The sequence below is a fragment of the Yersinia kristensenii genome, assembly GCF_900460525.1.
GTDB classification, from domain to species: Bacteria; Pseudomonadota; Gammaproteobacteria; order Enterobacterales; family Enterobacteriaceae; genus Yersinia; species Yersinia kristensenii.
Genome location: NZ_UHIY01000001.1, coordinates 3,154,117 through 3,180,465 on the forward strand (window position 1 = coordinate 3,154,117; position 26,349 = coordinate 3,180,465).

Genomic DNA, 26,349 nt, shown 5'->3' on the forward strand with positions numbered 1-26,349 from the left:
AGCGCCCCCTGATTGCAGCAGAATAATGAGTATTCGGGGTTGACCTTGCCAGCCTCTAACCGGTTACAGGACAGATAATCAGAGATGGATACATCGCCGCTGCGAAAATTAGGTGAGTTGAGGTGGATGGGTACGCCGTTGCTGGCGATGCTACTACTCAATGGCTGTGCGTATATTCCGCATAAACCGCTGGTGGATGGTTCGACGTCAGCACAGCCAGCCCCTGCCAGTGCGCCCCTGCCAAATGGCTCTATTTTCCAGGCTGCCCAGCCGATGAACTATGGTTATCAGCCGCTATTTGAAGACCGTCGTCCGCGTAACATCGGTGACACACTGACCATTACCTTGCAGGAAAATGTCAGTGCCAGCAAAAGTTCTTCTGCCAACGCTAGTCGTAACGGATCCAGCAAATTTGGTGTTGCTACCGCACCTCGTTACCTCGAGGGGCCGTTGGGTAATGCACGCGCTGATTTGGATATTTCTGGTGATAGCACCTTTGGTGGCAAGGGCGGGGCAAATGCTAACAATACCTTCAGTGGCACCATCACGGTAACGGTGAATCAAGTGCTGGCTAACGGCAACTTGCATGTGGTGGGCGAGAAGCAGATCGCTATTAATCAGGGAACTGAATTCATTCGTTTCTCTGGGGTTGTCAACCCACGCACCATCAGCGGCAGTAATACAGTGACCTCAACACAGGTGGCTGATGCGCGCATCGAGTATGTGGGTAATGGTTATATCAATGAAGCGCAAACCATGGGCTGGTTGCAGCGGTTCTTCCTTAATGTTTCGCCATACTAAGAGGCCCATTGATGCGTAAACAGTCACTTATCACCCTATTTATCATGCAGCTTATTGTGCTGTTCACGCTGGTGTCATTTCCGGCGTCAGCCGAACGTATCCGCGATTTGGTGACCGTTCAGGGAGTGCGCGATAACGCATTGATTGGTTATGGTCTGGTGGTGGGGTTGGATGGTTCCGGTGACCAGACCATGCAGACGCCGTTTACCACGCAAAGTCTCAGTAACATGTTGTCGCAATTGGGTATTACCGTGCCACCGGGTACCAATATGCAGCTCAAAAACGTGGCGGCAGTGATGGTCACCGCCAAATTACCGGCATTTTCCCGCACCGGGCAAACCATTGATGTGGTGGTGTCCTCAATGGGGAATGCCAAGAGTATCCGTGGCGGCACCTTGCTGATGACCCCACTAAAAGGGGTTGATAATCAGGTTTATGCTTTGGCGCAGGGTAACGTGTTGGTAGGCGGGGCTGGGGCTTCTTCCGGTGGCAGCAGTGTTCAGGTCAACCAATTGACCGGCGGGCGCATTAGTAATGGCGCGACCATTGAACGCGAGTTGCCAACCACCTTTGGCACTGATGGGGTGATTAATCTTCAATTGAATACCGAAGATTTTACCACGGCACAGCAGGTCAGTGATGCCATTAACCGCCAACGCGGTTTTGGTTCTGCGACCGCCATTGATGCCCGCACTATTCAGGTGTTAGTGCCACGCGGTAACAGTTCGCAAGTACGTTTCCTGGCGGATATTCAGAACATTCCGGTGAATATTGATGCGGGTGATGCCAAAGTCATTATTAACTCCCGCACTGGCTCGGTGGTGATGAACCGCAACGTCATGCTCGACTCTTGTGCTGTGGCGCAAGGGAACTTGTCAGTGGTGATTGATAAGCAGAATACCGTCAGCCAGCCAGATACTCCCTTTGGTGGCGGACAGACTGTCGTGACGCCGAATACCCAGATTTCTGTTCAGCAACAAGGTGGCGCATTGCAACGCGTTAATGCCAGCCCGAATCTGAATAATGTGGTGCGCGCCTTGAACTCGTTGGGGGCAACGCCGATTGATTTGATGTCTATCTTGCAAGCGATGCAGAGTGCCGGCTGCTTACGGGCTAAACTGGAAATTATCTAATGAGCGATTTGATGGCAATGCCCAGCGCCGCCAATGAAATGTTCGGCGCGGCCTATGACGCCCAATCACTGAATAGCTTGAAACGTGACGCGGCAAGAGATCCTGATGGCAACCTAAAGCAGGTTGCCCAGCAGGTAGAAGGGATGTTTGTGCAGATGATGCTGAAAAGCATGCGCTCCGCCTTGCCGCAAGAGGGGGTCATGAACAGTGACCAAACCCGGCTCTATACCTCAATGTATGACCAGCAAATCGCGCAGCAAATGTCGGTCAAAGGGCTCGGGCTAGCTGACATGATGGTGGAGCAGCTTTCAGGAACCTCTTCACCGAGTGAAACTGCGGGCTCGGTGCCAATGATGCTGGATAACGACGTCTTGCAGACTCTTCCTGCGCAAGCATTGGAGCAAATGGTTCGTCGGGCAATGCCGACACCGCCAGTCAACAGCCCAGTTTCACTGCCGCAAAGCACCGGTAATTTCGTCGCCCGCATGTCTATTCCGGCGCAAATTGCCAGCCAGCAAAGTGGCATTCCGCATCAACTTATTATGGCACAGGCCGCGCTGGAATCTGGTTGGGGTCAGCGCGAGATCCCAACGGCTGATGGCAAGAGCAGCTACAACGTCTTTGGTATCAAAGCGGGCAGTAACTGGGATGGCCCGGTCAGTGAAATCACCACCACGGAATATGAGCAAGGTGTGGCGAAGAAAACCAAAGCGCGCTTCCGGGTCTATGGCTCTTATGTCGAGGCGGTCAGTGATTATGTCAAGTTACTGACCCAAAACCCGCGCTACGCCAATGTGGCTGCTGCCCAAAGCCCTGAACAAGGTGCACATGCTTTGCAGCGCGCCGGTTATGCCACCGACCCGCAATATGCGCAAAAATTAGTTAATGTTATTCAGCAGATGAAGAATACCGGCGAGCAAGCAGTAAAAGCATACAGCAGCAATCTGGACTCTCTCTTCTAATAGGTTATTTTACTGGCCATTTTGGAAATTGAACCCGGTTTACACCCATATTTTTACTCAAGTTTTCCAAACTTGGGCCGATACTCTGAATAGGCTGTGCGGGGGCGTAGATCTCCTCAGGCAGTATCCCAATATTAATAAATGCAGGTGCGCGATGTGAATCGCCTGCGGTAAAAGGATCTCTTCATGTCCAATAGTTTAATGAATACTGCGATGAGTGGTCTGAGTGCCGCCCAATATGCTTTGAGCACCGTCAGTAACAACATCAGCAATTTCCAAGTGGCGGGTTATAACCGTCAGAACACGGTTTTTGCGCAAAACGGTGGGACATTAAGCCCGGCGGGTTTTATTGGTAATGGCGTGGCAGTGACCGGTGTTAACCGTGAGTATAATGCCTTTATTACCAATCAGTTGCGAGCATCACAAACCCAAAGCAGTGGACTGACGACCTATTATCAGCAAATCTCGCAAATCGATAATTTACTGTCCAATACCTCCAATAACATCTCAACCACCATGCAGGATTTCTTCAACAACCTGCAAAACTTGGTGAGTAACGCGGGCGATGATGCGGCGCGTAAAACAGTTTTGGGCAAGGCCGAAGGGCTAGTTAACCAATTCCAGAATGCAGATAAATATCTGCGCGATATGGATAATGGTGTAAACCAAAAGATAAGTGACAGCGCGGCACAAATTAATAACTATGCTGAGCAAATCGCCAAGTTAAATGACCAGATTACTCGCCTGCGCGGTAGCAGCGGTAGTGAGCCAAATGCCTTGCTTGACCAACGTGACCAACTGGTTACCGAGTTAAACCAGATTGTCGCGGTGACGGTCACTCAGCAAGATGGCGATGCTTACAATGTGTCATTTGCCGGGGGGTTATCTCTGGTGCAAGGGCCGAATGCTTATAAAGTGGAAGCCATTCCCTCCAGCGCCGATGCAACCCGCCTAACCTTGGGTTATAAACATGGCACTAGCGACACCATTGAAATTGACGAAAGTCGCCTGACCAGCGGTTCACTCGGCGGTACCTTGAAATTCCGCAGTGAAGCACTGGACAGCGCGCGTAACCAATTGGGTCAATTAGCTTTGGTGATGGCCGATAGCTTTAATACCCAGCACAAAGCCGGTTTTGATGCTAATGGTGATGAGGGCAAAGATTTCTTTAGTTTTGCTAAACCGTCAGTATTGAAAAATGCAAAAAATCAAGGTGATAGCAGCTTAACGGTGAGTTACACCGATACCTCGAAAGTGAAAGCCAGTGATTACACCCTGGAGTTTGACGGTAAAGATTGGCAGGTTACGCGCGTATCGGATAATACCAAAGTTCCTACCACCGCCGGGACTGATAAAGATGGCAAACCTACACTGAATTTCGACGGTATCGCGGTCAGCGTCACTAATGGCACGCAGGGGCCAGAAGCCAAAGATAAATTCACCATTAAAACCGTTTCTAATGTTGCCGCTAATTTGCAGGTCGCCATTACCGACTCCAGCATGATTGCTGCGGGCGGTACTGCTGATGGTGGCGCGAGTGACAACGTTAACGCGCAAGCACTATTGAATCTGCAAACCCAAAAACTGGTCGATGGTAAAGCGACATTTTCGGGTGCTTATGCCGGGTTGGTCAGTAATGTCGGCAACCAGACGGCAACGGCGAAAACTAACAGCACGGCACAGGCCAATATCGTCAAACAGTTGTCAGCGGAACAGCAGTCTATTTCTGGGGTGAACCTGGATGAAGAGTACGGCGACTTACAGCGTTTCCAGCAATATTACCTGGCGAATGCCCAAGTTATCCAGACTGCTTCAACATTGTTTAACGCGTTGCTGAGTCTGCGCGGTTAAGTTTTGGTTAGCGGTATTGCCGCTGCTTATCTCATTTTAGGTTTAGTCAGAATGGCAGTTTGTGCGGGCCGTCTGACTAAGCTGTTACTAAAAGGAACTGACATCGTGCGCTTAAGTACCAGCATGCTGTATCAGCAAAATATGCAGGGCATCACTAATGCTCAATCCCTTTGGATGCAGTCTGGCCAACAACTTTCCACCGGCAAGCGCGTGGTTAATCCTTCGGATGATCCGATGTCGGCCTCGCAAGCGGTGATGGTGTCACAAGCTCAGTCAGAGAATAACCAGTATGCATTAGCACGTAGCTTTGCCCGCCAAAGTTCATCACTGGAAACCACGGTTTTGGCGCAGGCCACTAGCACCATTCAGTCTATTCAAAGTGTCATTATCAGTGCTAAAAGCGATATTTTGAGTGATGATGACCGTGCTTCTTATGCGACTCAGTTACAGGGTTTGAAAGACCAACTGGTTAATCAGGCGAACACCACTGATGGTAATGGCCGCTATATTTTTGGTGGTTTTCAAAGTGATAAGCCGCCTTTTGCTGTTAGCAAAACTGGCGAGGTCACTTATGTGGGCGGCGATGTCGCGATTGAGCAAAAAGTCGATGCTAACCGGTCAATGACGGTCGGTCACACCGGTGACAGTGTTTTTATGGCGCTGACCAGTAATGCCAAACCTGAGCCGAATGATGTTGATGGTAAGCCGGTAGATGCGGAAAAGAATATCTTTAATACCATCGACACTGTTCTCAATGCCCTCAAAACGCCAATGCAAGGTGCGACTGATGAGGTTAAAGAACAAGTGAATGCGGCGATGGATAAAGGTATCCGCGGTATGGCTAACTCATTGAATAATGTGTTATCTGTGCAGGCAGGTATTGGTACTCAACTGCAAGAGTTGGACAATCTTGATAGTTTGGGCGAAGACCGTACCTTGATCAACAAGCAGCGAATGAGTGATTTAGTGGATGTCGATTGGAACTCTGCTATCTCTTCCTATGTTATGCAGCAGGCTGCCTTACAGGCTTCTTACACCACATTCACCAATATGCAGGGCTTGTCTCTGTTCCAACTGAATAAGTAATCCGTCTTTAACCTGTGGGCTCGCCCCGCAGGTTACCCGCCATACTTGAAGCCGCAGGTTGTTTGCTGACGGTCTACCCGCAACTCCCATTCTTTTGGGTATCAGTCAATACGCTAACCCACTGAGAACACCCGCCAGTCGGTCGAAGAATTCGCCAAATAGGTGCTCGGTAAAAGGGGCCAGCAGCGGCATAGCTAAGCCCAACGAAATAATACCGACCGTCAATGTCAGTGGGAAACCTATAACGAAAACAGAAAGTTGTGGTGTCATGCGGTTAAGCATACCTAGCGCCATATTCAGGGTGAGTAGCAGAGTTATGAGTGGCAATGCCAGCATTAGCCCATTCATAAAGATCAAGGAACCGGCCTGTGCCAATGCCAGGAAACCATTGCCATTGAGTGGCTCGAATTGAATAGGTAAAGTATGAAAACTGTCCGCTAATAAAGAAATTAGCCACAAATGGCCATCAAAGCTGAGAAATAACAGCATCGCCAATAAGTTTAACAACCGGGCGAGAACCGGCATGTTTGGCCCGCCAGAGGGGTCAAAGAAGGTGGCGAAAGACAGCCCCATTTGCAAACCAATCACTTCGCCAGACAGGCGGATAGCGGCGAAAGCAAACTGCATGGTTAACCCGATAGCGGCCCCAATCAATATCTGCTGACCCGCGACCCATACCGCACCGCTAGAAACGAGCGGAATATTGACGGGTGGCAGGGAGGGAGCAATGAGAAAGGTAATTAATATCGCCAAACCGACTTTGACTTTACGATTTATCTGTTTTTCGCTTAAAACCGGCGCGGTGCTTATCAAGGCCAATATGCGTATTAATGGCCAGAAATACTGGCTGACCCAGACGCTGAGTTGAGTGGTATCAAGAGAGACCATATTGATAACCTAGGTTCTTAGCCAATTAACGTCGGCAGGCTGGTAAACAAATTACGCATATAGTCGAGAATCAAGCTCAGCATCCACGGGCCAGCGATAACCAAAGTAGCGAAAACCGCCAGTATTTTGGGGATAAATGACAGGGTCATTTCGTTAATTTGTGTCGCGGCCTGCAACAGGCTGACAATTAAGCCGCTAATCAATGCAGCCAGTAATAATGGCGCGGCCAGTGCAAGAGCGATTTTCATTGCCTCAACGCCGAGGGCCATTACCGATTCTGGTGTCATGATGTCTCTACCTCAGCTATAAAAGCTTTGCGCTAACGAACCGAGTAGCAACTGCCAGCCATCAACTAACACAAACAGCATCAGCTTGAAAGGGAGCGAGATACTCGCGGGCGGCACCATCATCATCCCCAGCGCCATCAGCACACTGGCGACCACCAAGTCGATAATCAAAAATGGAATAAACACCGTAAAACCAATCTGGAAAGCGGTTTTCAGCTCACTGGTGACATAGGCGGGCAGCAAAATGCGCATTGGCACCACTTCCGGCCCTTCCAATGGCGGCAGATTGGCTAACCGGGCATACAGGGCCAGGTCAGATTCACGGGTCTGGCGTAACATAAATTCCCGCAATGGTTGAGAGCCTTTATCCATTGCCACTTCCATACTTATCTTGTCCTGACTGAAGGGCAGATAAGCATCTTGATAAACCTTGTCAAACACCGGAGACATAATGAAAAACGTCAGAAACAGCGCTAAACCCAGCATCACCTGATTCGGTGGTGCGGAGGGGGTGCCTAATGCGTTGCGCAACAAGCCAAGCACAATAATGATCCGGGTAAAGCTGGTCATCATCAGCAATGCGGCGGGTAGAAAACTTAGCGTGGTAATAAAAACGAGCGTCTGCACCGGCAAAGACCAGCTCTGCCCGCCATTCGCCAACGGCTGGCTGATAATGCCCGGCAATTGAGCTAATGCTGTTGGAGAGCAAAGTAGGGTGAGCAGCAGCAGGGGGACTTTATTCATGAGCGGACGCAGAGACATCATGCCGATTTTTCCGGAGGTTTTGACTTCTTGTTTAATAGCGAATTCTTGTTTAATAGCGGTTTTTTGTTTAAAAGATAGGTATTCAGGAGTTGGCGAAAATCAGCCGGCTTTCCTGTGTCAGACGACAGCGCGGTACTGGTTTCGTCAACCGGAGGGCGCTCCAGTGTATGGAGCGGCGTCACTTGTTGGGCGGTAACACCCAAAACTAACCAAGTGTTGTCGACTTCGACAATGACCACCCGCTCGCGCTGGCCGACTTGACAACTGGCCCGCACATTCAATAGCTTATTGTTGCGAGCCTGTGGCGCAAAACCTAAGCGGCGCACCAGCCAGGCGGCAAATAAAATCAACAGCAAAATCCCCCCCAACACACTGCCGACTTGGGTCAACACTGATCCTGCGGGCATCGCCGGGGCTGTTTGTTGCGTAGCGATGCCGGGGTGGCTGGCCGCAAACCCGGTGACAGGCGTTTGCGGCGAGGTCACCGAAGTATTAGTTGCGACCGGAGTATCCGTTGTCGATGCTGATTCAGTTGATGTTATTGCCACCGTTTGTGCTGCGGTCATTAGCGGCTCAGACGACGCATACGTTCTGATGGGGTAATAATGTCAGTGATGCGCACGCCGTATTTATCCGCCACCACCACCACTTCACCCTGTGCAATCAGGTAACCATTAATCAGAATATCCAAAGGTTCGCCCGCCAGACCATCAAGGGAAACGACTGAGCCTTGAGACAGGCGCAGTAATTCTTTGATAGTCATTTTGGTGCGACCCAGTTCGACAGTCAGTTTTACCGGAATATCGAGAATCAAATCGATATCTTGCAGGTTACCCAGCCCGTCGGGTGCTTCCAGTGATTTAAATACGCCTTCGGTAGTGGCCGCTGGCTTTTCCGTTGCCTGTTGCTCATTAAACGCATCAGCCCACAGGTCATCCACGGATTCCTTTCCATCATCAGACGGAAACTTAGGGTCACTCATTGGGCTGTTCCTCATTCAGAGCATTCAAAATAGGGTTAATCAAATGTTCAACACGTAGGGCATATTGCCCGTTTAATGTCCCGTACTGACTGGTCAGCACTGGCACGCCGTCGACATGCGCGATCAGTCGTTCAGGTTTATCTATCGGTAAAACATCCCCCGGTTGTAGCTTGAGTATCTGCGACAATCTCAGTGGAATATCGACGAAGTTCGCCACCAGTTCCAGCTCGGAATGCTGAACTTGCTTGACCAGCGTTTCACGCCAATGGCTGTCTTCCTGACGGGAATTTTCCAGTGGTGGGTTGGTCAGCAGTTCGCGCAGCGGCTCAATCATGGCAAACGGAATACAGATATTAAACTCACCACTCAACGCGCCGATTTCTACCTGGAAAGGGGTCGTGACCACGATGTCGTTGGGGGAGGTGGTGATATTGGTAAATTTCACCTGTATTTCAGAACGGACATATTCCACATCAATTTTATAGATGGGAGCCCAGGCATCACGGTATGCATCCAGCGCCAGCCGTAGCATCCGGTTAATCACGCGTTGTTCTGTGTGGGTAAACTCGCGCCCTTCCACTTTTGTTGGGAAACGGCCATCACCACCAAACAAGTTATCAACGGCAATAAAGACCAAACTTGGGGCGAAAACGAACAGCGCCGTGCCGCGCAACGGTTTCAAATGTATCAAGTTGAGGTTGGTCGGCACCGGCAAGTTACGAGCAAAATCATGATATGGCTGGATTTTTATCGGGCCAACCGTGATGTCCGGGCTGCGGCGCAACAGGTTAAATAACCCCATCCGGAACTGACGGGCAAACCGCTCATTAATTATCTCCAGCGCATGCAGGCGCTCACGCACTACACGTCGCTGGGTTGTCGGATCATAAGGCTTAACGTCTGTTTCGCTTCCAGTGACAGCTTCGGGTTCATCACCCCCGCTGTCACCGTTTAACAGTGCGTCAATCTCTGCTTGTGAAAGAATGCTATCGCCCATAATGATTATCGCAATATAAATGCGGTAAACAGCACATCGCTGACTACCTGATTAGGTTGACCTTTAACCATTGGCGGGCTAAGAACGTTTTTAATTTCACCGACTAAGCGCTGTTTGCCTTCTTCGTTCGCCAAACTATCAGCGGATTGACGGGAGAGCAGTAACAGCAGCCGACTGCGCACTTCCGGCAGATAGTCATTGAGTTTTGCGCGGGTGCTGTCGTCGGGGAGTCTTAGCGTTAATCCGATATAAAGTACACGATCCAGATTATTATCCGGCGTGATCAGATTGACCGTAAAGGTCTCCAGGGGCATGAACACCGGGATGACAGGCGCGGCTTTCGCTATGGTTGGCTTACTCTTATTGAGTATCCACCAGCTATAACCGCCACCCGCAGTTGCTGCTACCGCAATCAGCACCAGCAGGATCACCCAGATTGAACTCTTACGCTTGGCCGGGAAGGTATTTTGAGACATGAAGAAGGCAAATTCCTGTTTCGGTATCAAACCGGTGAATCACGATAATAGCTTGGTGCCAATGACACCAAGCTATCCGAATTATTACTGATGATTATCCCGCGTATCCTTAATCCCAATAGGCAGAATAGGTGGAGAAAAACGGCCTAACTTGCTCGTTTGTCCCCTTTTGGTGAAATTAACCGCGCTTTTTAGGCGAAAATGTCAACGCCACCAGTGCCATTGGCCAGAGCTTGCAACGCCGCCGGTGTGACCAGCGGTGTGCTTGCCTGTGTTTCGTCAGCGGCGACTTCACCGTAACCCGGCTGACCACGTGAGGCGAAATCTTGCTGATTCTGCTGGTTCTGTTGCTGCGCTTGCTGCCATTGACCTTCACTGCCGACACTACTTTGACCCAATTGAATACCACTTTCGGCCAAGGCGGTGCGCAAGTTTGGCATGGCGGCTTCAATCGCCGCCCGAACCTGACTATGGGCTGAAACGAAGTGTAATTGCGCCTGCTTATCTTCTATTTTCAGACTGATTTGCAGAGCACCCAATTCCTGTGGGTTGAGCCGCAACTCGGCGTTTTGTTGCCCATTGCGGCTGAACATAATCACTTGTTGCCCAAGTGATTGTTGCCATTCTTGGCTGCCCAGTTGCGCACTTAAATAACCGCTGGCAGGCGCACTGATATGGGCGCTGGCGGTCGCGGTAGTCGGCAGAATAGGGCTGGAAACCGGAGGCAGAGAGGGGGTCAGGGCAGTTGAATTGGCCAAGGTTTTATCCACTGCAGCGGTGGATGCGATGGTTCCAACTTGTGCTGCCTGTGGAACGGTTTTGGCATTGAGAGTGCTGCTGTCGACATCTTTCGCGCTCAACGGGGCTAGCTTATCCGATGCCGCGGTTGTTTTTGTTTTCGAGGAGACACCCGCTAACTCATCGTCACTGCTTACGGCTTTATTATTTTTTACACTGTCCATGGCCTTATCACTTTTCATACTGACCATAGTGCCGCCAATCAGTGCAGCTAAACCTTTATCTTGTGAGGTCAGGCTGGTGAGAGTGGCAATATCTTGCCTGGCGGCCGTGGTTTTATTGTCCGTCAGACCGTTGTTATCAGTCTGGGTAGCTTTTTGCCCGCCCAATGTGTTAGCCACCTGATGTGGCAACATCGCCAGCAAGGTTTGTAATGCGGCGGGGTCGACTTTATCGTGAGTTTTTTCACTGGCACTGCTCAGCTTACCACCTTCATTGAGGGTGGTTTTCTTGATACCCGCGGCATCGCCAGTTTGTCCTGCATGGGTTAAACCCGCTGGCAGCGTAGCACTGATATCCCCCAATGCGGCCAATAACTGATTCAACTTACTGTTACCCGTAGTTGACTTGCTGCCGTCAACATCGGGGGTGAGATCAGTCGCGGCGGCTAAAGATGATTTCAGGGTTGAAGCATCCACCGCAGTGAGTTCTTTTCCCAGTTGGTCACCCAAAAGTTTAGCAAAATCGGCGGGTAACCCCGCGTCGGTAAACAGCGCGGCAATCGATGACGAAGATGTTGCGCCCTCGGCTTCACTCGCAGTGATAGCAGTAGGCAAGAGCGATAGATTCATGAATGTAGACTCCTTTGTGAGGCGCGCTGGGCGAACTCATCCATCAGTTTTTGATCCAAACGGTTCTCGTGCAAACGCGCGGTGGTTTCAGCTCGCTCGTTCAGCGTTTCAAATGCATTTAATCGCTGTTGCTTTTCTTGCCAATGCTTCACTGCTTGCTCAACTTTGACATTCCATTGAGCCAACTGATGACGATGTTGCTCAATGGCTTGCTCCAATGTTTGAATAAACTGCTGATAATTTTGCCAACTGGAGGAAGCCATGCCATTACTCAGCGTGTCATTCAGCCGCACCCGATATTCATCCTGATAAGACAGCAACATACTCAGTTGCTGCTCAGCATTCTGATAGGACAAGCGCACCTGCCCCAATTGGGTCGTTGCCTGTTCAACCGCCTTTTGAGCCAGGTCGCGCAGGGTGATGAGAGGTGACTGACTTTTCATGGTATTCCTCAATGCCCTTCGTGCTTGACGCCGCAGGGTTGTTAGCTACGTTCACTTACCCGAATCACTGACGAAAGTCAGCTCATCGGGATTCATTCACTTGCCGCCTACCTGCAACACCAATCACTTTGGGCATATGTTTTGTGCTTGACGCCGCAGGGTTGTTAGCTACGTTCACTTACCCGAATCACTGACGAAAGTCAGCTCATCGGGATTCATTCACTTGCCGCCTACCTGCAACACCAATCACTTTGGGCATATGTTTTGTGCTTGACGCCGCAGGGTTGTTAGCTATCCATCCGGAAACCTATTTTATTAACCCGGAAACAGGCTTTTCAGATGCTGGCAGGCATCTTCGTAACTGCTGCGCTCATACATGCCTTGCTGCAAGAAGATTTCCATTTGTGGATAGAGGGCAATGGCCTTATCCAACAAGGGGTCGCTACCGGCGGCATAGGCCCCGACGCTGACCAAGTCGCGGTTGCGTTGGAAACTGGCAAGTAACTGTTTAAATTGGCGAACTTTGCTGTAGTGATTTTCATCAATCAGTGAGGTCATCGCACGGCTGATAGAAGCTTCGATATCAATGGCGGGATAATGACCGGATTCTGCCAGACGGCGAGATAACACCACATGACCATCGAGAATGGCGCGCGCAGAGTCGGCAATCGGGTCTTGCTGATCATCGCCCTCGGTCAGTACCGTATAAAATGCGGTAATCGAGCCGCCACCGGACACGCCGTTACCCGCGCGTTCCACCAGCGCCGGTAATTTAGCGAATACGGACGGTGGATAGCCTTTGGTGGCCGGAGGTTCGCCAATTGCCAGTGCGATTTCGCGTTGTGCCATGGCGTAGCGCGTCAGAGAGTCCATGATCAGCAACACATGTTGGCCGCGGTCGCGGAAATCTTCTGCAATGCGGGTGGCATAGGCCGCGCCTTGCATACGTAGCAATGGCGATACGTCGGCTGGCGCGGCAATGACTACTGAGCGGGCACGCCCCTCGGTACCTAAAATATTCTCGATAAAATCTTTAACTTCACGGCCACGCTCACCGATAAGCCCAACCACAATGACATCCGCTTGGGTGTAGCGGGCCATCATGCCCAACAACACACTTTTCCCTACCCCAGAACCCGCGAACAAGCCCATACGCTGCCCTCGACCGACTGTCAGCAGGGCATTAATGGTGCGCACACCAACATCCAATACCTGTTCAATCGCGGTACGTTGTAATGGATTGATAGGGGGGGTAATCAGGGGAGCACGATAACCGGTTTCCGGTGCGGGCAAACCATCCAGCGGCTTGGCGCTGCCATCTAATACCCGCCCCAGTAGTTCTGGGCCGAGCGGCAATTGTTTACTGGCAGACGTCCCTCCCGTAGTGATGCGGGCATAAACACGCGCTCCGGGTACAATCCCTTCGACCTCTTCCAGTGGCATCAAAAACAGGCGCTGGCCGTTAAAACCGACCACTTCGCTCTCAACTTCTTGTACTTCGCCGTTATCATGGCGCTCAATCAGACAGGTTGCGCCGAGGGGGAGTTGCAAACCAGTGGCTTCCAGCACCAAGCCGGTGGCACGTGTCAAGCGGCCGTAGCGGCGAATGGTGGTTGATTGGCTGATACGCTCTTCGAACTTGTCTAAAGAGGTGAGCCAGCGGCCAAGGCGGGCGGTCATCATAATTCTCCTGGTGCTGCCAGGCGGCATAGTTCATGCCAACGCGTCGCCAGGCTGGCATCCAAATCACCTTCTTCGGCGCTAACTTTGCATCCGCCGGGGTGAATTTGACTGTCGCCTAACAAGCGCCAACCATGCAGACTCAAGGTCGAGCCTAAGCGCTGTTCCACCACGGCTAAATCATTCGGGTTCACCCGCAGTTGCGGCTTACCGGCAAACATCGGCTCTTGCTGAATCATTTGCTGGATTTGGGCCAGCAACGCGGTGCCATCGCAAATAGCCGGTTGCCCCAGAATCTGTTTTGCTGCTGCTAAGGCCATTTGCATCAACCGCGAAGCAATCACACTGTCCAGCGCATCCAGGGTGTTTTGAAAATCATCGACCAGGGTTTGCCAGTGCGCGGTGATCGGAGCCAACTGTTTCTCGGCATCTGCCAGCGCTTGCTGATGTCCTTCCTCCAGACCGGTTTGGTAACCTTTATCCAAGCCCTCTTGCAACCCTTTGGCAAACCCTTGCTGGCGGCCCTGCTTCTCGGCTTCGAGTTGCAGGTTTATCAGTGTTTGTTGTTCATCACTTTCCATTGGTGCGATATCCGCTGTTGGCTCATCAGTAAACAACATACTGATATCCGGCGGCGCAGTGGCAGTGCTGGGTTCGGGTTGGCTGGCAAAGTCATTCAGTGACCAAGGTTGCCAGGGCAGGGCATTAATCCTATCAGACATAGATATCCTCGCCGCCACCGATGACTATCTCGCCGCTTTCCGCCAAACGACGGACAATCAGCAAGATGGCTTTCTGCTCGTTTTCGACCAGTGACATCCGCACCGGCCCTCGGGTAGCCAGGTCGTCGCGCAGAATTTCTGCGGCACGCAGTGACATATTGCTGAGGAAGCGCTCGCGCAGCGCCTGATCGGCCCCTTTCAACGCAATCAATAGCGATTCGTTGTCGATTTCTTGCAGTAAACGCTGGATGCTGCGGTCGTCGACACTGACCAGATTCTCGAACAGGAACATTTCGTCGATAATTTTCTGTGCCAGCTCGCCGTCGTATTCGCGCACGGCGTCCATAACGGTTTCTTCCTGCTGGCTTTTCATCAAGTTGATAATCTCAGCCGCGGTGCGGATACCGCCCATTTTGCTGCGTTTGAGATTTTGGCCATCAAGCAGGTTGTTCAGCACTTCGGTTAATTCTGCCAATGCTGCTGGCTGAACTCCGCCGAAGGTGGCGATACGCAACATGACATCGTTGCGCAGACGTTCGTCGAACAGTGCCAGAATATCTGCCGCCTGAGAGCGCTTTAAATGAACCAGAATAGTGGCGATAATCTGCGGATGTTCGTCGCGGATCAGGTCGGCCGCCATCTGCGGTTCCATAAAGTTGAGGGTTTCCATGCCACTGGTGGTTTCGCGTGATTCCAGAATGTCTTCCAACAAGCTGGATGCTCGTTCTTCCCCCAATGCTTTTATCAGCACCGAGCGCAGATAATCGCTGGCGTTCACACTCAGTGCAGCATATTGCTCGGCATCGTCTTCAAACTCAGCCAATACATCAACCAACTGTTGGTGAGAAACCTGTCGCATACTGGCCATGGTGGTACTGAGCTGTTGCACTTCGCGCGAGGAAAGGTGTTTAAATACCTCGGCGGCATGGTCTTCACCCAGTGTCATCAGCATGATGGCGCTTTTTTCAGTTCCGGTCAGGCTCATTGGTCATTACTCATCCATTGACGGATAACCAGCGCGACAACACGTGGGTCTTTATCCGCAAGTTCGCGTATACGCTGGGCCTGAACTTCAGCACTCACTCGTTGCTGATTTTTCTTACGCAGGGCCAGCTCTTCTTTAGTTTGTTTCGCTGTTTCAGAGGCTTGCGCGGTCTGTACCAGGGTGTTGACCGACGCCGTTGCTTTATCCGCTACTTGTTTTTTCTCCATCAATGGGCGTACCAGTTTGCGCCATAAGATCCACGCGACCAGTAAGATGAGTAAATAGCGACCAATATTGATCAACTGATCAAAGAACGATTGTTGTTGCCAGAATGGCAGGCTGCTACCGGTATCGTCGCCAGTGGCACTAAACGGTGTATTGACCACATTGAGGGTGTCACCACGGTCAGTGGAAAAGCCCATGGCCTCACGCGTCAGCGATTCCACCTGCGCCAATTGTTCTTTGCTCAGTGCAATAGGTTTGCCGGCTTTATCCGTGCCGTAATTGACGACTACAGCAACGGAGAGGCGCTGCACCATACCTGCTTGTTGCTGGGTGTGGCGGATAGTGCGGTCAACTTCGAAGTTGGTGGTTTGGTCGTGGCGGCTATTACTTGACGTCGCAGTCTGTCTGGCGGCAGTCGTGGTCGCCGCCGGGCGGTTCGCTGCATTGGCCGTATTCGCAGGCGCACCAGCACCCGCCGCAGGGGTTGCTGGTGGCACTTCAATCGGGGCTACCGGGGTCACTGGTGGTTGATTGGACAGCGCCCCCGGAACACCGCCGACATTGGTACCGCCCAGTTGTTCGCTGGTACTGACTTGCTGGGAGCGAACTGCCCCTTGGTTGGCGGCTTGATTCGGTTTGTACTCTTCATCAGTCTGTTCACGGCTGGAAAAATCAACTTGCGCAGTGACTTGAGCATGAATATTACCGCTACCTACCATCGGTGCCAGGATAGTTTCAATGCGGCGCTGGAAGCGGTTTTCCACTTCATTAGTAAATTTAAGTTGTGCCGCATTTAAGTCGCGGCCCGCGCTATCAGATTGCGTCAGCAAACGGCCAGTTTGGTCGACTACAGTGACACTTGCAGGGGGTAAGCCAGCCACACTGCTGGAAACCATGTAGACGATGGCGTTGATTTGACCATCATCAAGTGCGCGGCCAGGTTGCAAGGCGAGAGTGACAGAGGCCGTTGGCGATTTTTGCTCACGAACAAATAGCGAGGGTTTCGGCATCGCTAAATGTACTCGGACATTCAGTACCGGGCCAAGTGTGCTGATAGTTCGGGCAAGCTCACCTTCCAGTGCTCGCTGGTAGTTGACCTGCTCACTGAATTGGCTAATGCCAAATTTTTCTTGGTCGAGCAGTTCAAAACCGACTGCACCGCCCTTAGGTAAACCTTGTTGTGCCAGGCGCAAACGGGTTTCATGCACTTTATCGGCCGGGATCAACAATGCTCCGCCATTATCCGCGAAACGATAGGGAATATTCAGTTGCGTCAATTGTGTGACGATATCACCGCCGTCACGATCACTCAGGTTGCTATAAAGGACGCGATAATCAGGACTTTTAGCCCATAACATCAGCGCGACAATAATAGCGATGGCCGCAGCCGCTGCAATCAACAGTGGGATTTTCGGATTCGCGCGTAGGCGTGCCAGTGTCGTCGTAAAGGTATTCTCACGATTTTCACCGCCAGTTATCGAGGCATTCATACACGTCCTTGGCCAAGCTGAATAACGTTTGAGTTAGTATTTTTTATGTAACTAATGTGTTGGAACAAAACAGACTCCCAAGTGCTGTGAGCGATAACGCATCAATAGCTGATATCCCTTTTTATCGGCATGTCATTATTTGCTGTAAGTGGAAATTTGATGGCTCAATAAGCCGGTATTTTTGGGTCTATTTAGCCGCTTTAGCGCAAAAATGATGTGTTAGGGTGTCATCCTGAAAAAAGTAATAGCTGCTGGATGGCAAATATTTGCATTAACGCAACTATTTGCTATCCAGTTATTGGCCTACTGACACATTTTGGGGATGAGCATGTCTGTTCAAGGTATTGAAGGGGTTTTACAGCAGTTGCAGGTGACTGCATTGCAAGCATCGGGTTCAGTAAGAACACTGCCAGCTGAGGCCGGTTTTGCCAGCGAATTAAAAGCGGCTATTGGTAAAATCAGTGAAAACCAACAGACAGCCCGCACTCTGGCGCAGAATTTTGAATTAGGTGTGCCCGGTGTTGGCCTTAATGATGTGATGGTCAATATGCAGAAGTCATCTGTCTCTTTGCAGCTCGGCATCCAGGTGCGTAATAAGCTGGTAGCCGCTTATCAAGATGTAATGAATATGGGCGTGTGAGTTGCTTTCAGGTAACTGAACAAACTAACTTGGGCTTTGAGCAATAAGATGTCAGCCCAAGAAATATAATTGTATTGTGATAATTGACTTCGCACCTCATAACAAATTCTCAATCAACATTTATGTAACAATTTGAAGCGATATTTATCCTTTAAATTAATTTATATAGGTGGTTGCTATGAGAAGTTTTTTGATCATATTCCTCGTTTCTTTTCCTATCTTTGCCAGTGCTGGCGAACCGCAATCTTTCTTGCCCGTCCCGGCAATCATGAAAGTATCCGAAGCTGTTTGCAGTAATCGGTATGTGACAAAAGAACGGATTACATGTATGAAATTAGTTGATGTATCTATTCTTAAAGCTTATTGGGTTGGACAGATGAAAAGCGCCTGCGCTTCAAAATTTGGGGGCCCAAATCCGTCATGTAGTAATATTAGACGACTGGCAAATGCTTTAGACAGAATGGGGGAGCAGTATCTTGAGGAATAGAGAAAGATATAAATAGCCACGATAAACTGTGTCATACAATCTCTTCATGTGACAATGCCCACAAATACAATGATGCAGTTGTGCCATATGGCGCGTAGCGGCGGCGATATCTTTCAAAACGTTCTCGCGGTAGCGTTTTGTGGCGATATAAATTCATCATACCGCGGCGGATGGCCAAATCCCCCCAACTGAGAATATCTGGGCGAGAAAGTGAAGAAATAAGCAGCATTTCTGCGGTCCAGATACCCACACCATTAAGGTTTGAGAGCTGGGAAATAACCTCATTATCGGGTAACTGAGAAATAGCGGACAAATCCAATGAACCACTCAGTGCCGCGTCGGCTGCGCCCTTGATATATCCGGCTTTACGCATGGTCATTCCGCAACCTTGAATCGTTTCTATAGCGGTTGCTGCAACAGTTAGCGGTGTCACCGAGCCCAATAATGTTAATAGCCGCGCATTAACAGTGAGCGCCGCTTTAACTGATATTTGCTGGTCGACAATATTTCTGATTAATGCAGCAAACAAATCTGGTGATAATGGGCGGGCTATCATTCCGATCCGCTCAATAGCCACAGCCATCTTTTTATCTCGTTGTTTAAGATGATTAATCTCTGTTTCACCGTAGTTGTAGAACATACCCGATCTCCCTTGTAGTGTGCGCGAAAAGCTAAAGCATAGCGTTAATTCTTTGGAGTAGACACTCCGTTTCTTGCCCGTAATTTCTAGTTTAAGATTTATCCGGACGCTATCACTGCTATATTTATTATTCATTACTTTTTAAACTTAAATTTTTAATTGTCAACTCTTATGAGGGTTAGAAAAATGAGTGAAGAAAACAGAAAAATAAATAGTGATCCTTCATCGAAAACGGGTGAGAAACCTTTCCCAACTAAAATTGGTTATGTGATTGGTATTATTATTTTAATACTCGCAGTCAGTTATATATTTATGTATTGGTGATTTTATAGAAAGGATAAATTATGCCTTATAAATCAAATGAGACATTGCCAGATAATGTGAGGAAGGCATTGCCTACTCATGCGCAAGATATATATCGTGCTGCATTTAATAATGCTTGGGAAGAATATAAAGATAGTAAATTACGGCAAGAAGATGATTCGCGAGAAGAAACTGCACATAAAGTGGCATGGGGGGCGGTGAAGCAGAGCTATTACAAGGGTCAGGAAGAAAGCGGTGAATGGATTAAAAAGTAACATTCACCGCTTAGCGGGGAGCTGAATCTATGCACTTTCAGCTAAATAAATGTTCTGACTGCCAATTTTTTGCAGTAAAGCTGAAATATCAATACTATCCACTTTGTCTGCTTGAAGGTGAGTGATGGCGTATTCCTGCCAGATACCTGATTGCAGGAATAAAATAAATAGATCTCTGTCCAGGTGATTTTCATTCACCATATTCAGCATGATATTCAGTGCCTCAGATAATAATTTTCCTGGCTTATAAGGGCGGTCTGCGGCTGTCAGAGCTTCAAATACATCGGCAATAGCCATTATGCGCACAGGAATGCTCATCTGTTTATAAGTGAGTTGATAAGGATATCCTTTGCCATCCATACGCTCATGATGTCCACCCGCAATAGTGGCTACATTTGCCATCGAGCGCGGGAAAGGCAATTTTTTGAGCATCACAATAGTTTGCATAATGTGTTCATTGATTTTATAACGGTCTTCTTCAGTTAAGGTTCCACGCCGAATACTGAGGTTATAAATCTCACCACGGTTATAGAGCAGAGTGGGTTCGGGTACTTTGAAATCATAATATTCCTGACGTTTGTTTTTATTATCCCGGTAAATAAGATGTTCTTCCTTATCTGCCAGCATAGGTTCTTGTGTGGGTAGTGAGGCAACTGCCCGTCGAGCTTTACGCTCGCGTTCTTCATGAGCAATACCGGCATTATCATCTAATGTACGAGTCCAGTGATACCCAGCAATTTGCTGAATACGCGCTATGGCGTCATCGGACATAAATTCACCACCGATATTACAGTGCGCAATAAAGTAAAAATCATCATCCAACTGACGCAATTCAGCCGCCAATAATTGCTGATCAATGTCATTAGCATCTACCGTGGTATGGCGGCGCAAGAAGTTGATCTCTTTTTCACATTTTAAGACTTCAAATCTCATCCGTATTTCATGGATACGGTCATAAATTAATTCCAGTTTCGTTGATTTATCCACCACAAATTCAGGTGTGGTTATCTTGCCACAGTCATGTAACCAGCATGCTGTATGCAGTTCTTCCCACTCATTTTCCGATAAACTAAAGTTAGCGAAAGGCCCTTCTTTGATATTCACTGCGGCTCTGGCGAGCATTTTGGTTATTTCGGGCACTCGCTGGCAGTGCCCGCCGGTATAAGCACTTTTGGCATCAATAGCACCCGCAATGAGCTCAATAAATGCATTGAGCAGGTTTTTTTGTTCTTGTAATAACTTTTGCGTTTCAACTGAAACAGATAAACTACCGACCAGAGCATTAACTAATTGAATTTTAGAAAGTTCACGCTCTGAATTTAATTGATAAGGGGTAAATAGCAGCAAAAAACCCAAGAGTTGTTTATCATGAGTTTTCATAGGTACGGCAACAAAACGTAGTGGTAAATAAGGTTGCAGGAAGTCTTGTAATTGACTAAATATATTATCTTTATTTAAGGTTCCAGCGATAGTTTGACCTTCTAATACTGGCTGGAAAGTGGCGAAATTATTTTCTTTTATATCTAATGGTGTCATTTCGGCTACTGGGATATTTTCGCTATTCCAGCGAAATGCCGTTGGTGTGAATATCCCTTCATCTTTATCGGCAAGAAATATAATCCCCCCGGTCATTGCTGCAATTTCAGTCGTTTCAGTTAATAACCCCTGCATTTGTCGAAAGAAGCTGTTTTCTGCCGTCAACATATTGCCCATTGAAATAAATTGCTTCAGTGTTAATTTCATTTTTGACATTGATTTGTGCAATTCATCGACTTCTTCAATCATGGAATGCTCTGATTGATGTTCTTCGAAATGTAAGTTGCTTATAGCATCAGCATCTTTACGAAGACGAATCAGTGGGTTGGATATTTTCCGTGAGAAATACCAAACAAGGGGTAAACTGAGTAACAATAGGATAAAGGCAATAAAGGTTGAATAGTTACGAATGGAGTTCGCATCAGCCGTAAGATAACTTGCTGGCGTGGCAATGACCAACTGATATTTATTACCGCTATTATTAACGTCAATAATTGAGCCGAACCAGCGCTTATCTTGTGCTTCAAACATGATGCTATGGTTATTATCATTCCCTATCAGATTATTGTGTTCAACACTATTATTTTGAGCGTTTAACAATGTTTGTAATACCGGTATCTGTTTATTCGTATCCGTCGAGTTTGTTGTGTTTTCTTGCAGTTTAGGTAGGCTCGCGATAACCTCACCGCGAGAATTGATAATAATGGCTTGGCTACCAGGTGGCAGATTCTGTCTTATTAAAAATTGCGATAATGACGCCAGGGAAACATCTAACCCAATGATTGATTGATTATTTTCAGAGCGGCGACTATAGGTAAAACCAGCTTCACCAGTACCTTTGAACATATAAATAGGGGAGGTGACCAACGTAGGGCTAGCCGAGGCCAGAATAAACCAATCTCGCCTCCGGGGATCATAGTTATCATTATCGCGTGGCATAACTGCAATAACTTGCTGTTTTTCATTAAGATAAATAAACCGTTTTTCCGGTAAGCTATCGAGAAAACGATTACTTTGAATCATCCACTCGGCATTTTCTGGCGCATGGAATAATATACGGTTAGACTCAGTTAGGCGGCGTAGCATAAATAAATCGCCATTAGGATAGGCGGTATACACAGCACTGGCGTAGTTATTCTGCTTCAGAACTTCAACTAATTTACTAACAAAAGCCATCCGTTGTTCAAGTGTCGGTAATTCTGTAATTTGCATGCTGGCGAGGAGGTTTACAGACATCATCATTGGTCGTGTTATTGCATCCAATTCTGCCGCAATAGCCTCTCCTGTTTTTTGATATTGTCTATTGGTGCTGATTTCAGTCAGTTTAGTCAGCTGGCTATAACCAAAAATAATAATAACAGTACCGATTGAGATAATCAGCAGAGTGAAAAGGGCTGCGATCTGAATATGCAAAGGATAGCGGCTTTTTAGTTTTAACAGGTTACTGACCATCATGCCCATCCCGAGAGTTTATTATTTAATCAACTCTAATCATAGAATGCACCTGTCTAACTAGCATATTCCTATTTTTTCAGTGAGTTATAGTTAATTGTATGATTGTAAAGATTTTTATTGATATCAATACAATATTTTTGGTAGAAAAATCTACTGATGGTATTCAAAAATAAGATTTTAACGTGCGGAATATCTAAAAGCAGTATTTAGCAGTCAGGATGATTATCGATAAAAAGGCGTAAATACCTAAATACGGATGCAGGAGTTGATGACCAATGCACAGTACAGTTTAAAGTATGGCAATTAGAGACCTTAAATCAGGTTTAAATAACGATGATAATTGACTTCTGGTGGGTCATTATTGGGAGGTTGCAAACGATGATGCCCACGTATAGCGGTAGGCGCAAATCCAAAACGCTTGCGAAAACGTTCGGCAAAACGTGATGCGCTCTCATAACCTACCTGATTAGCAATCAATGAAATTGGCCAATCAGTCCCTTGTAACAAACGTAAAGCACTGGTCATGCGCACATCAATCATCAAATCACGTAAGAGTATATTTTCGGCCGCTAATTTTCGCCGTAATACCACTTCACTCATTGCCATATGGTCGGCAACTGTAGCTGCTGACCATATTTTGTGTGGGTCAATTGCCAGACAACGGCGCACCTTCTCACTTAATGATTGGCTATCATTTAATCTAAATTTAACACCACGTTGAGCTAACCAAAGTAATAATTCAAGCATACGATGCCTGATGATGGCAGGGGGAATATCGCCTATATCGGATATTGCTTTAAATGTACTCCCGAAGGTATTTATAAATTCCGCTGCCAAATTACGCACTGGCATAACGCCAGGAATAATCCCAAGGCCAGTTGATGCAGGATGATTAGCAAAAGTAGCTATCAAATGGGGGTCACAGCGTAATTGGTGGCTAAAAAATAACCCACTATCAGATAATCCATTTATTATATCAATTGTCTGGCCGCTACTGATGGCAACTATTTCACCCGATCGGATAATACATTCTTGGTTATCCCAACGAATAATTTTTTGTCCATGGTTAACCATAATGAGCAATGGGTGCTCAATATAGACAGAGGTGAGCAGTAGCTCTGTGTGTTGAATAACATGTGCAGAGCTACCCACTCCAGGGCAAAAATTAATTGTACGTTCCATCGATATTCATTTCACAATTTTAGCCTGAGAATATCTTTACGCTTTGAATAGCTGGCTGGCAACTTATTTTAATAGAAAAATGACAATAACCGACTATTTTAGCAAAAAGTTTTTGGGAGTGAGAATAATAGCCAGTAGACATGAGTAATTGTTACTATCAATATAATCCCATGTTAAAAATAATGATATTAAAAATCAATTGTAATGTTAATAATTTTAATTGTATGCAATTGCTCAATAACTCATCAATGTTTTATGATTTTACGAACTGAAGATTACTGTGTTTCACCTAACAGTAATGCATGGTCAGGAAACTGACCATAAGTATTATTTACCGCCTGTTGTCGGGTGGATTGTCCAATCAACTCACTTAATGCATCAAGGCGCAGCTGCAATAAACGCTTAATTTCAATTTCATTATTTAATATGGCTTTTAACTTTTCTCGCAATAACTCTTGCAATACTAACGATGCGCATGAAGAAATAGTGATATTAGCAGTGTTTTCAACTGTTTTGAGATAAGTGATTTCGAGATCAACCAGCGCATCCCAATTGCCCTCAGTCGCCAGCGCTAACATCTGCTCACTGAGGGTCAGGATTTGTTGATAATCGGACAAAAGGTGCTGGTGACGTTCCATTTAATGGGGTCCTAATCTGGTTGATAATTGGGGCCGATCTGCCGCCAGGCATCCGCAATATTTTCGAGCAAAGCGAGTACTTCAGTAATAGCTTGTTCGTCATTATGCAAGTTGGCATGCAGCAAACGCCGCGACATATAGTCATATAAAGCCGACAAATTCTCGGCCATTTCGCCGCCTTTTTCCAAATCCAGCCCGGCATTCAGGCCATTATTAATAATATCAATTGCTTTAGATATCGCGGCCCCTTTAGCAGGAATATCTTTTTGATTCATCAAGATGCGGGCACGAACCAGGGCGCTTTGCGCCCCGTCGAACAGCATCACGATCAATTGATGGGGGCTGGCACTCATTACCCCGCTCTCTAATCCTACCTGAGCGTAGGCCTGACTCCCTGATCGGTTGTACATGCTCTATCCCTTTAAGAGAACTGCTGCGTTAAGAAGCTGGAAGTGTTATTTAATGAACTCATCATTTTATCCAGCTGTGTGAATTGTGCTTTGTATCGTTCAATATTGGCATTGATGCTGTCAGTTGTGGATATAACTTGGTTATCAAGACTTTTTAATGATTTATTAATGCCGTCAGTAACAGCTTTTAATGTGCCTTTTGTGGTATCCAAAGCACCATTAAGTAGATTATCAGTTTGAGTAGCAAAACCCGTCGCTTTGCCGTCACCGACAAAGAAAGCGGTCACACTATTAGGTTTATCTTTTAGTACAGCATCTAGTTTCGTGGAGTCTATGACTAACTTGCCGTCCAGGTCTTGAGTAATCCCCATGCTAGCCAGTGTTTTCAAATCACCGGATTGAGCAGAGGCTAATTGACTTTTTAACTGAGTCTGAATCGTTCTTAATGTACCATCACCAACTAAAGCCCCGTTGCTGCTGGATTGATCTTTACCTGCTGTTACCGCTGTGTATTTAGTCAGTGACGCAAATGTAGTTTGCAAAGAATTATAGGCGTCGACAAAACCCTGAATAGCTGCTTTTGTCGCGCTACTGTCGCGGGTTATTATCAGTTGTTCTGGTGCACCGGCTTTAGTTTCTGCTTTCAGATTAATGGTAACGCCTTGTGGTGCATCCGTAATGGTATTACTTTGGCGGGTGATAGAGACACCATTGACTGTTAATTGCGCATCTTCCGCTTTGACTTTCTGCGTCATTGCACCGCTGCCGCCAGTGCTACCTGACGTATAATTCAGAAAATCATTTAAAGTTTCATCACCAGTAACACTGATGGTCATTTCTGATTTTGTGCCAGTGTCTCTAGAAGTTAATGCTAGATAATAGGTATTGTCATCCGCTTTCATAATACTGGCGTTGACATTACCTTCTTTTTTATTAATTGCGTCCCGGATATCTGCCAGAGAGGTTTGTTCATTAGTTAATGTAATCTCTAGCGGTTTTTCTTGGCCCGGTTGGCTAATAGTAATAGTGCGGGTAGCATTATCATTGCCTAATTTATCTGTCACATTAGGGACATCTTTAGATAATAAGGATTGTGCTTTCGCCAGGTTTGTTACTTCAATGACATAGCTTCCCGCTGTGGCTTTACTGTCGGTCGTGGCACTAAAAGCAGTATTCGTGCTATTGACCGCAGTGGAGTTTAATGTGTCCGCTTTTTTTAATGTCGCCGATGCGGTTTCTAGTTTTGCCAAGGAACTTTGCAGGACGCTAAATGCAGTGAGCTTGCTTTTATAGCTAGACTGCTGGTTAGTCAGCGGGGTTAAGCGAGTCATTTCCGATGCGGTTAACTTATCCAACAATTCGTTTAAATTCATTCCTGACCCACTACCCAGAGAACTGATACTTGCCATGTCTAATCCTTA

At 47.7% G+C, this 26,349-nt stretch carries 27 protein-coding genes; 8 read left to right on the forward strand and 19 right to left on the reverse strand.

Annotated features, from left to right (window positions below):
- Nucleotides 1–84 precede the first annotated feature (84 nt).
- The 5 genes from flgH to flgL all read left to right on the forward strand — a co-directional run bounded on the left by flgH (nt 85) and on the right by flgL (nt 5,833).
- Nucleotides 85–801, forward strand: a complete 717-nt coding sequence (gene flgH / locus DX162_RS14370; protein WP_004392150.1) for a flagellar basal body L-ring protein FlgH — start codon at nt 85–87, stop codon at nt 799–801.
- An 11-nt stretch (nt 802–812) separates the two neighbouring features.
- Nucleotides 813–1,934 (forward strand): flagellar basal body P-ring protein FlgI, encoded by a 1,122-nt coding sequence (locus DX162_RS14375; RefSeq protein ID WP_004392151.1) that lies wholly within the window; start codon nt 813–815, stop codon nt 1,932–1,934.
- The gene (gene flgJ, locus DX162_RS14380) at nt 1,934–2,896 is read left to right on the forward strand and encodes a flagellar assembly peptidoglycan hydrolase FlgJ (RefSeq protein ID WP_032820658.1); all 963 of its coding nucleotides are present in this window, start codon (nt 1,934–1,936) and stop codon (nt 2,894–2,896) included. The genes DX162_RS14375 and flgJ overlap by 1 nt, the downstream gene beginning before the upstream one ends.
- A gap of 186 nt (nt 2,897–3,082) precedes the next feature.
- A complete protein-coding gene (gene flgK / locus DX162_RS14385; RefSeq protein ID WP_098080817.1) occupies nt 3,083–4,747 on the forward strand; it encodes a flagellar hook-associated protein FlgK in 1,665 nt (554 codons plus the stop codon).
- Between the two features lie 105 nt (nt 4,748–4,852).
- Nucleotides 4,853–5,833, forward strand: coding sequence for a flagellar hook-associated protein FlgL (gene flgL, locus DX162_RS14390; protein WP_032820665.1), 981 nt, complete (start codon nt 4,853–4,855; stop codon nt 5,831–5,833).
- Nucleotides 5,834–5,938: 105 nt separating this feature from the next.
- Here the strand turns inward: flgL and fliR are convergent, their stop codons facing one another.
- From fliR to fliF, 13 genes are all read right to left on the reverse strand, one after another.
- The gene (gene fliR, locus DX162_RS14395; RefSeq protein WP_004392155.1) at nt 5,939–6,721 is read right to left on the reverse strand and encodes a flagellar biosynthetic protein FliR; all 783 of its coding nucleotides are present in this window, start codon (nt 6,719–6,721) and stop codon (nt 5,939–5,941) included.
- Between the two features lie 17 nt (nt 6,722–6,738).
- On the reverse strand, nt 6,739–7,008 hold the full coding sequence (fliQ, locus tag DX162_RS14400; protein ID WP_004392156.1) for a flagellar biosynthesis protein FliQ: 270 nt from the start codon (nt 7,006–7,008) through the stop codon (nt 6,739–6,741).
- 12 nt (nt 7,009–7,020) lie between these two features.
- Nucleotides 7,021–7,773 carry a flagellar type III secretion system pore protein FliP gene (fliP, locus tag DX162_RS14405; RefSeq protein WP_338067147.1) on the reverse strand — a complete coding sequence of 251 codons (753 nt, stop codon included), beginning with the start codon at nt 7,771–7,773 and terminating at the stop codon, nt 7,021–7,023.
- The gene (fliO, locus tag DX162_RS14410) at nt 7,770–8,339 is read right to left on the reverse strand and encodes a flagellar biosynthetic protein FliO (protein ID WP_004392158.1); all 570 of its coding nucleotides are present in this window, start codon (nt 8,337–8,339) and stop codon (nt 7,770–7,772) included. The genes fliP and fliO overlap by 4 nt, the downstream gene beginning before the upstream one ends.
- Nucleotides 8,339–8,755, reverse strand: a complete 417-nt coding sequence (fliN, locus tag DX162_RS14415) for a flagellar motor switch protein FliN (RefSeq protein WP_032820660.1) — start codon at nt 8,753–8,755, stop codon at nt 8,339–8,341. Before fliN ends, fliO begins: the two co-directional genes overlap by 1 nt.
- Complete coding sequence (gene fliM / locus DX162_RS14420) at nt 8,748–9,752, reverse strand: flagellar motor switch protein FliM (RefSeq protein WP_004392159.1); 1,005 nt, start codon at nt 9,750–9,752, stop codon at nt 8,748–8,750. Before fliM ends, fliN begins: the two co-directional genes overlap by 8 nt.
- 5 nt (nt 9,753–9,757) lie before the next feature.
- Nucleotides 9,758–10,228 carry a flagellar basal body-associated protein FliL gene (gene fliL / locus DX162_RS14425; RefSeq protein WP_004392160.1) on the reverse strand — a complete coding sequence of 157 codons (471 nt, stop codon included), beginning with the start codon at nt 10,226–10,228 and terminating at the stop codon, nt 9,758–9,760.
- 191 nt (nt 10,229–10,419) lie between these two features.
- Nucleotides 10,420–11,817 (reverse strand): flagellar hook-length control protein FliK, encoded by a 1,398-nt coding sequence (locus tag DX162_RS14430; protein ID WP_032820661.1) that lies wholly within the window; start codon nt 11,815–11,817, stop codon nt 10,420–10,422.
- A complete protein-coding gene (fliJ, locus tag DX162_RS14435; protein WP_004392162.1) occupies nt 11,814–12,260 on the reverse strand; it encodes a flagellar export protein FliJ in 447 nt (148 codons plus the stop codon). The genes DX162_RS14430 and fliJ overlap by 4 nt, the downstream gene beginning before the upstream one ends.
- Nucleotides 12,261–12,575: 315 nt before the next feature.
- Nucleotides 12,576–13,940, reverse strand: a complete 1,365-nt coding sequence (gene fliI, locus DX162_RS14440) for a flagellar protein export ATPase FliI (RefSeq protein WP_004392716.1) — start codon at nt 13,938–13,940, stop codon at nt 12,576–12,578.
- The gene (gene fliH / locus DX162_RS14445) at nt 13,940–14,662 is read right to left on the reverse strand and encodes a flagellar assembly protein FliH (protein ID WP_032820944.1); all 723 of its coding nucleotides are present in this window, start codon (nt 14,660–14,662) and stop codon (nt 13,940–13,942) included. Before fliH ends, fliI begins: the two co-directional genes overlap by 1 nt.
- On the reverse strand, nt 14,655–15,647 hold the full coding sequence (gene fliG / locus DX162_RS14450) for a flagellar motor switch protein FliG (RefSeq protein WP_032820943.1): 993 nt from the start codon (nt 15,645–15,647) through the stop codon (nt 14,655–14,657). Before fliG ends, fliH begins: the two co-directional genes overlap by 8 nt.
- Entirely contained in the window at nt 15,644–17,362 is a 1,719-nt protein-coding gene (gene fliF, locus DX162_RS14455; RefSeq protein WP_004392714.1) for a flagellar basal-body MS-ring/collar protein FliF, read from the reverse strand. The genes fliG and fliF overlap by 4 nt, the downstream gene beginning before the upstream one ends.
- Before the next feature lie 328 nt (nt 17,363–17,690).
- Here fliF and fliE point away from each other — a divergent pair, with 328 nt between their 5' ends.
- Entirely contained in the window at nt 17,691–18,002 is a 312-nt protein-coding gene (gene fliE, locus DX162_RS14460) for a flagellar hook-basal body complex protein FliE (RefSeq protein ID WP_004392712.1), read from the forward strand.
- 518 nt (nt 18,003–18,520) lie between these two features.
- Here the strand turns inward: fliE and DX162_RS14470 are convergent.
- Nucleotides 18,521–19,129, reverse strand: coding sequence for a DNA-3-methyladenine glycosylase family protein (locus DX162_RS14470; RefSeq protein ID WP_004392710.1), 609 nt, complete (start codon nt 19,127–19,129; stop codon nt 18,521–18,523).
- Nucleotides 19,130–19,315: 186 nt separating this feature from the next.
- Between DX162_RS14470 and DX162_RS22305 the strand changes: the two genes are divergently transcribed.
- A complete protein-coding gene (locus DX162_RS22305; RefSeq protein ID WP_004392709.1) occupies nt 19,316–19,453 on the forward strand; it encodes a hypothetical protein in 138 nt (45 codons plus the stop codon).
- Nucleotides 19,454–19,473: 20 nt separating this feature from the next.
- Nucleotides 19,474–19,707 carry a ChaB family protein gene (locus DX162_RS14475; RefSeq protein ID WP_004392708.1) on the forward strand — a complete coding sequence of 78 codons (234 nt, stop codon included), beginning with the start codon at nt 19,474–19,476 and terminating at the stop codon, nt 19,705–19,707.
- 27 nt (nt 19,708–19,734) lie between these two features.
- Here DX162_RS14475 and DX162_RS14480 read toward each other — a convergent pair whose 3' ends face one another.
- From DX162_RS14480 to fliD, 5 genes are all read right to left on the reverse strand, one after another.
- A complete protein-coding gene (locus DX162_RS14480; RefSeq protein WP_032820951.1) occupies nt 19,735–22,695 on the reverse strand; it encodes an HD domain-containing phosphohydrolase in 2,961 nt (986 codons plus the stop codon).
- Nucleotides 22,696–23,010: 315 nt separating this feature from the next.
- Nucleotides 23,011–23,880, reverse strand: coding sequence for a helix-turn-helix transcriptional regulator (locus DX162_RS14485; RefSeq protein ID WP_032820941.1), 870 nt, complete (start codon nt 23,878–23,880; stop codon nt 23,011–23,013).
- 275 nt (nt 23,881–24,155) lie between these two features.
- A complete protein-coding gene (gene fliT, locus DX162_RS14490; protein WP_004392705.1) occupies nt 24,156–24,518 on the reverse strand; it encodes a flagella biosynthesis regulatory protein FliT in 363 nt (120 codons plus the stop codon).
- 11 nt (nt 24,519–24,529) lie between these two features.
- Entirely contained in the window at nt 24,530–24,928 is a 399-nt protein-coding gene (gene fliS, locus DX162_RS14495; protein WP_032820939.1) for a flagellar export chaperone FliS, read from the reverse strand.
- An 11-nt stretch (nt 24,929–24,939) separates the two neighbouring features.
- Complete coding sequence (gene fliD, locus DX162_RS14500) at nt 24,940–26,337, reverse strand: flagellar filament capping protein FliD (protein ID WP_032820937.1); 1,398 nt, start codon at nt 26,335–26,337, stop codon at nt 24,940–24,942.
- Nucleotides 26,338–26,349: the final 12 nt, after the last annotated feature.

Coding starts and splice junctions, on each gene's coding strand:
- fliM (WP_004392159.1), bottom strand. CDS start 9,752: ATGGGCGATAGCATTCTTTCACAAGCAGAGATTGACGCACTGTTAAAC.
- fliR (WP_004392155.1), bottom strand. CDS start 6,721: ATGGTCTCTCTTGATACCACTCAACTCAGCGTCTGGGTCAGCCAGTAT.
- fliS (WP_032820939.1), bottom strand. CDS start 24,928: ATGTACAACCGATCAGGGAGTCAGGCCTACGCTCAGGTAGGATTAGAG.
- DX162_RS14480 (WP_032820951.1), bottom strand. CDS start 22,695: ATGGTCAGTAACCTGTTAAAACTAAAAAGCCGCTATCCTTTGCATATT.
- fliP (WP_338067147.1), bottom strand. CDS start 7,773: ATGATGTCTCTGCGTCCGCTCATGAATAAAGTCCCCCTGCTGCTGCTC.
- fliQ (WP_004392156.1), bottom strand. CDS start 7,008: ATGACACCAGAATCGGTAATGGCCCTCGGCGTTGAGGCAATGAAAATC.
- fliD (WP_032820937.1), bottom strand. CDS start 26,337: ATGGCAAGTATCAGTTCTCTGGGTAGTGGGTCAGGAATGAATTTAAAC.
- fliF (WP_004392714.1), bottom strand. CDS start 17,362: ATGAATGCCTCGATAACTGGCGGTGAAAATCGTGAGAATACCTTTACG.
- DX162_RS14430 (WP_032820661.1), bottom strand. CDS start 11,817: ATGAATCTATCGCTCTTGCCTACTGCTATCACTGCGAGTGAAGCCGAG.
- flgH (WP_004392150.1), top strand. CDS start 85: ATGGATACATCGCCGCTGCGAAAATTAGGTGAGTTGAGGTGGATGGGT.
- flgK (WP_098080817.1), top strand. CDS start 3,083: ATGTCCAATAGTTTAATGAATACTGCGATGAGTGGTCTGAGTGCCGCC.
- DX162_RS14475 (WP_004392708.1), top strand. CDS start 19,474: ATGCCTTATAAATCAAATGAGACATTGCCAGATAATGTGAGGAAGGCA.
- fliJ (WP_004392162.1), bottom strand. CDS start 12,260: ATGAAAAGTCAGTCACCTCTCATCACCCTGCGCGACCTGGCTCAAAAG.
- fliH (WP_032820944.1), bottom strand. CDS start 14,662: ATGTCTGATAGGATTAATGCCCTGCCCTGGCAACCTTGGTCACTGAAT.
- fliO (WP_004392158.1), bottom strand. CDS start 8,339: ATGACCGCAGCACAAACGGTGGCAATAACATCAACTGAATCAGCATCG.
- fliI (WP_004392716.1), bottom strand. CDS start 13,940: ATGACCGCCCGCCTTGGCCGCTGGCTCACCTCTTTAGACAAGTTCGAA.
- DX162_RS22305 (WP_004392709.1), top strand. CDS start 19,316: ATGAGTGAAGAAAACAGAAAAATAAATAGTGATCCTTCATCGAAAACG.
- fliE (WP_004392712.1), top strand. CDS start 17,691: ATGTCTGTTCAAGGTATTGAAGGGGTTTTACAGCAGTTGCAGGTGACT.
- DX162_RS14470 (WP_004392710.1), bottom strand. CDS start 19,129: ATGTTCTACAACTACGGTGAAACAGAGATTAATCATCTTAAACAACGA.
- fliG (WP_032820943.1), bottom strand. CDS start 15,647: ATGAGCCTGACCGGAACTGAAAAAAGCGCCATCATGCTGATGACACTG.
- fliT (WP_004392705.1), bottom strand. CDS start 24,518: ATGGAACGTCACCAGCACCTTTTGTCCGATTATCAACAAATCCTGACC.
- flgJ (WP_032820658.1), top strand. CDS start 1,934: ATGAGCGATTTGATGGCAATGCCCAGCGCCGCCAATGAAATGTTCGGC.
- DX162_RS14485 (WP_032820941.1), bottom strand. CDS start 23,880: ATGGAACGTACAATTAATTTTTGCCCTGGAGTGGGTAGCTCTGCACAT.
- DX162_RS14375 (WP_004392151.1), top strand. CDS start 813: ATGCGTAAACAGTCACTTATCACCCTATTTATCATGCAGCTTATTGTG.
- fliL (WP_004392160.1), bottom strand. CDS start 10,228: ATGTCTCAAAATACCTTCCCGGCCAAGCGTAAGAGTTCAATCTGGGTG.
- fliN (WP_032820660.1), bottom strand. CDS start 8,755: ATGAGTGACCCTAAGTTTCCGTCTGATGATGGAAAGGAATCCGTGGAT.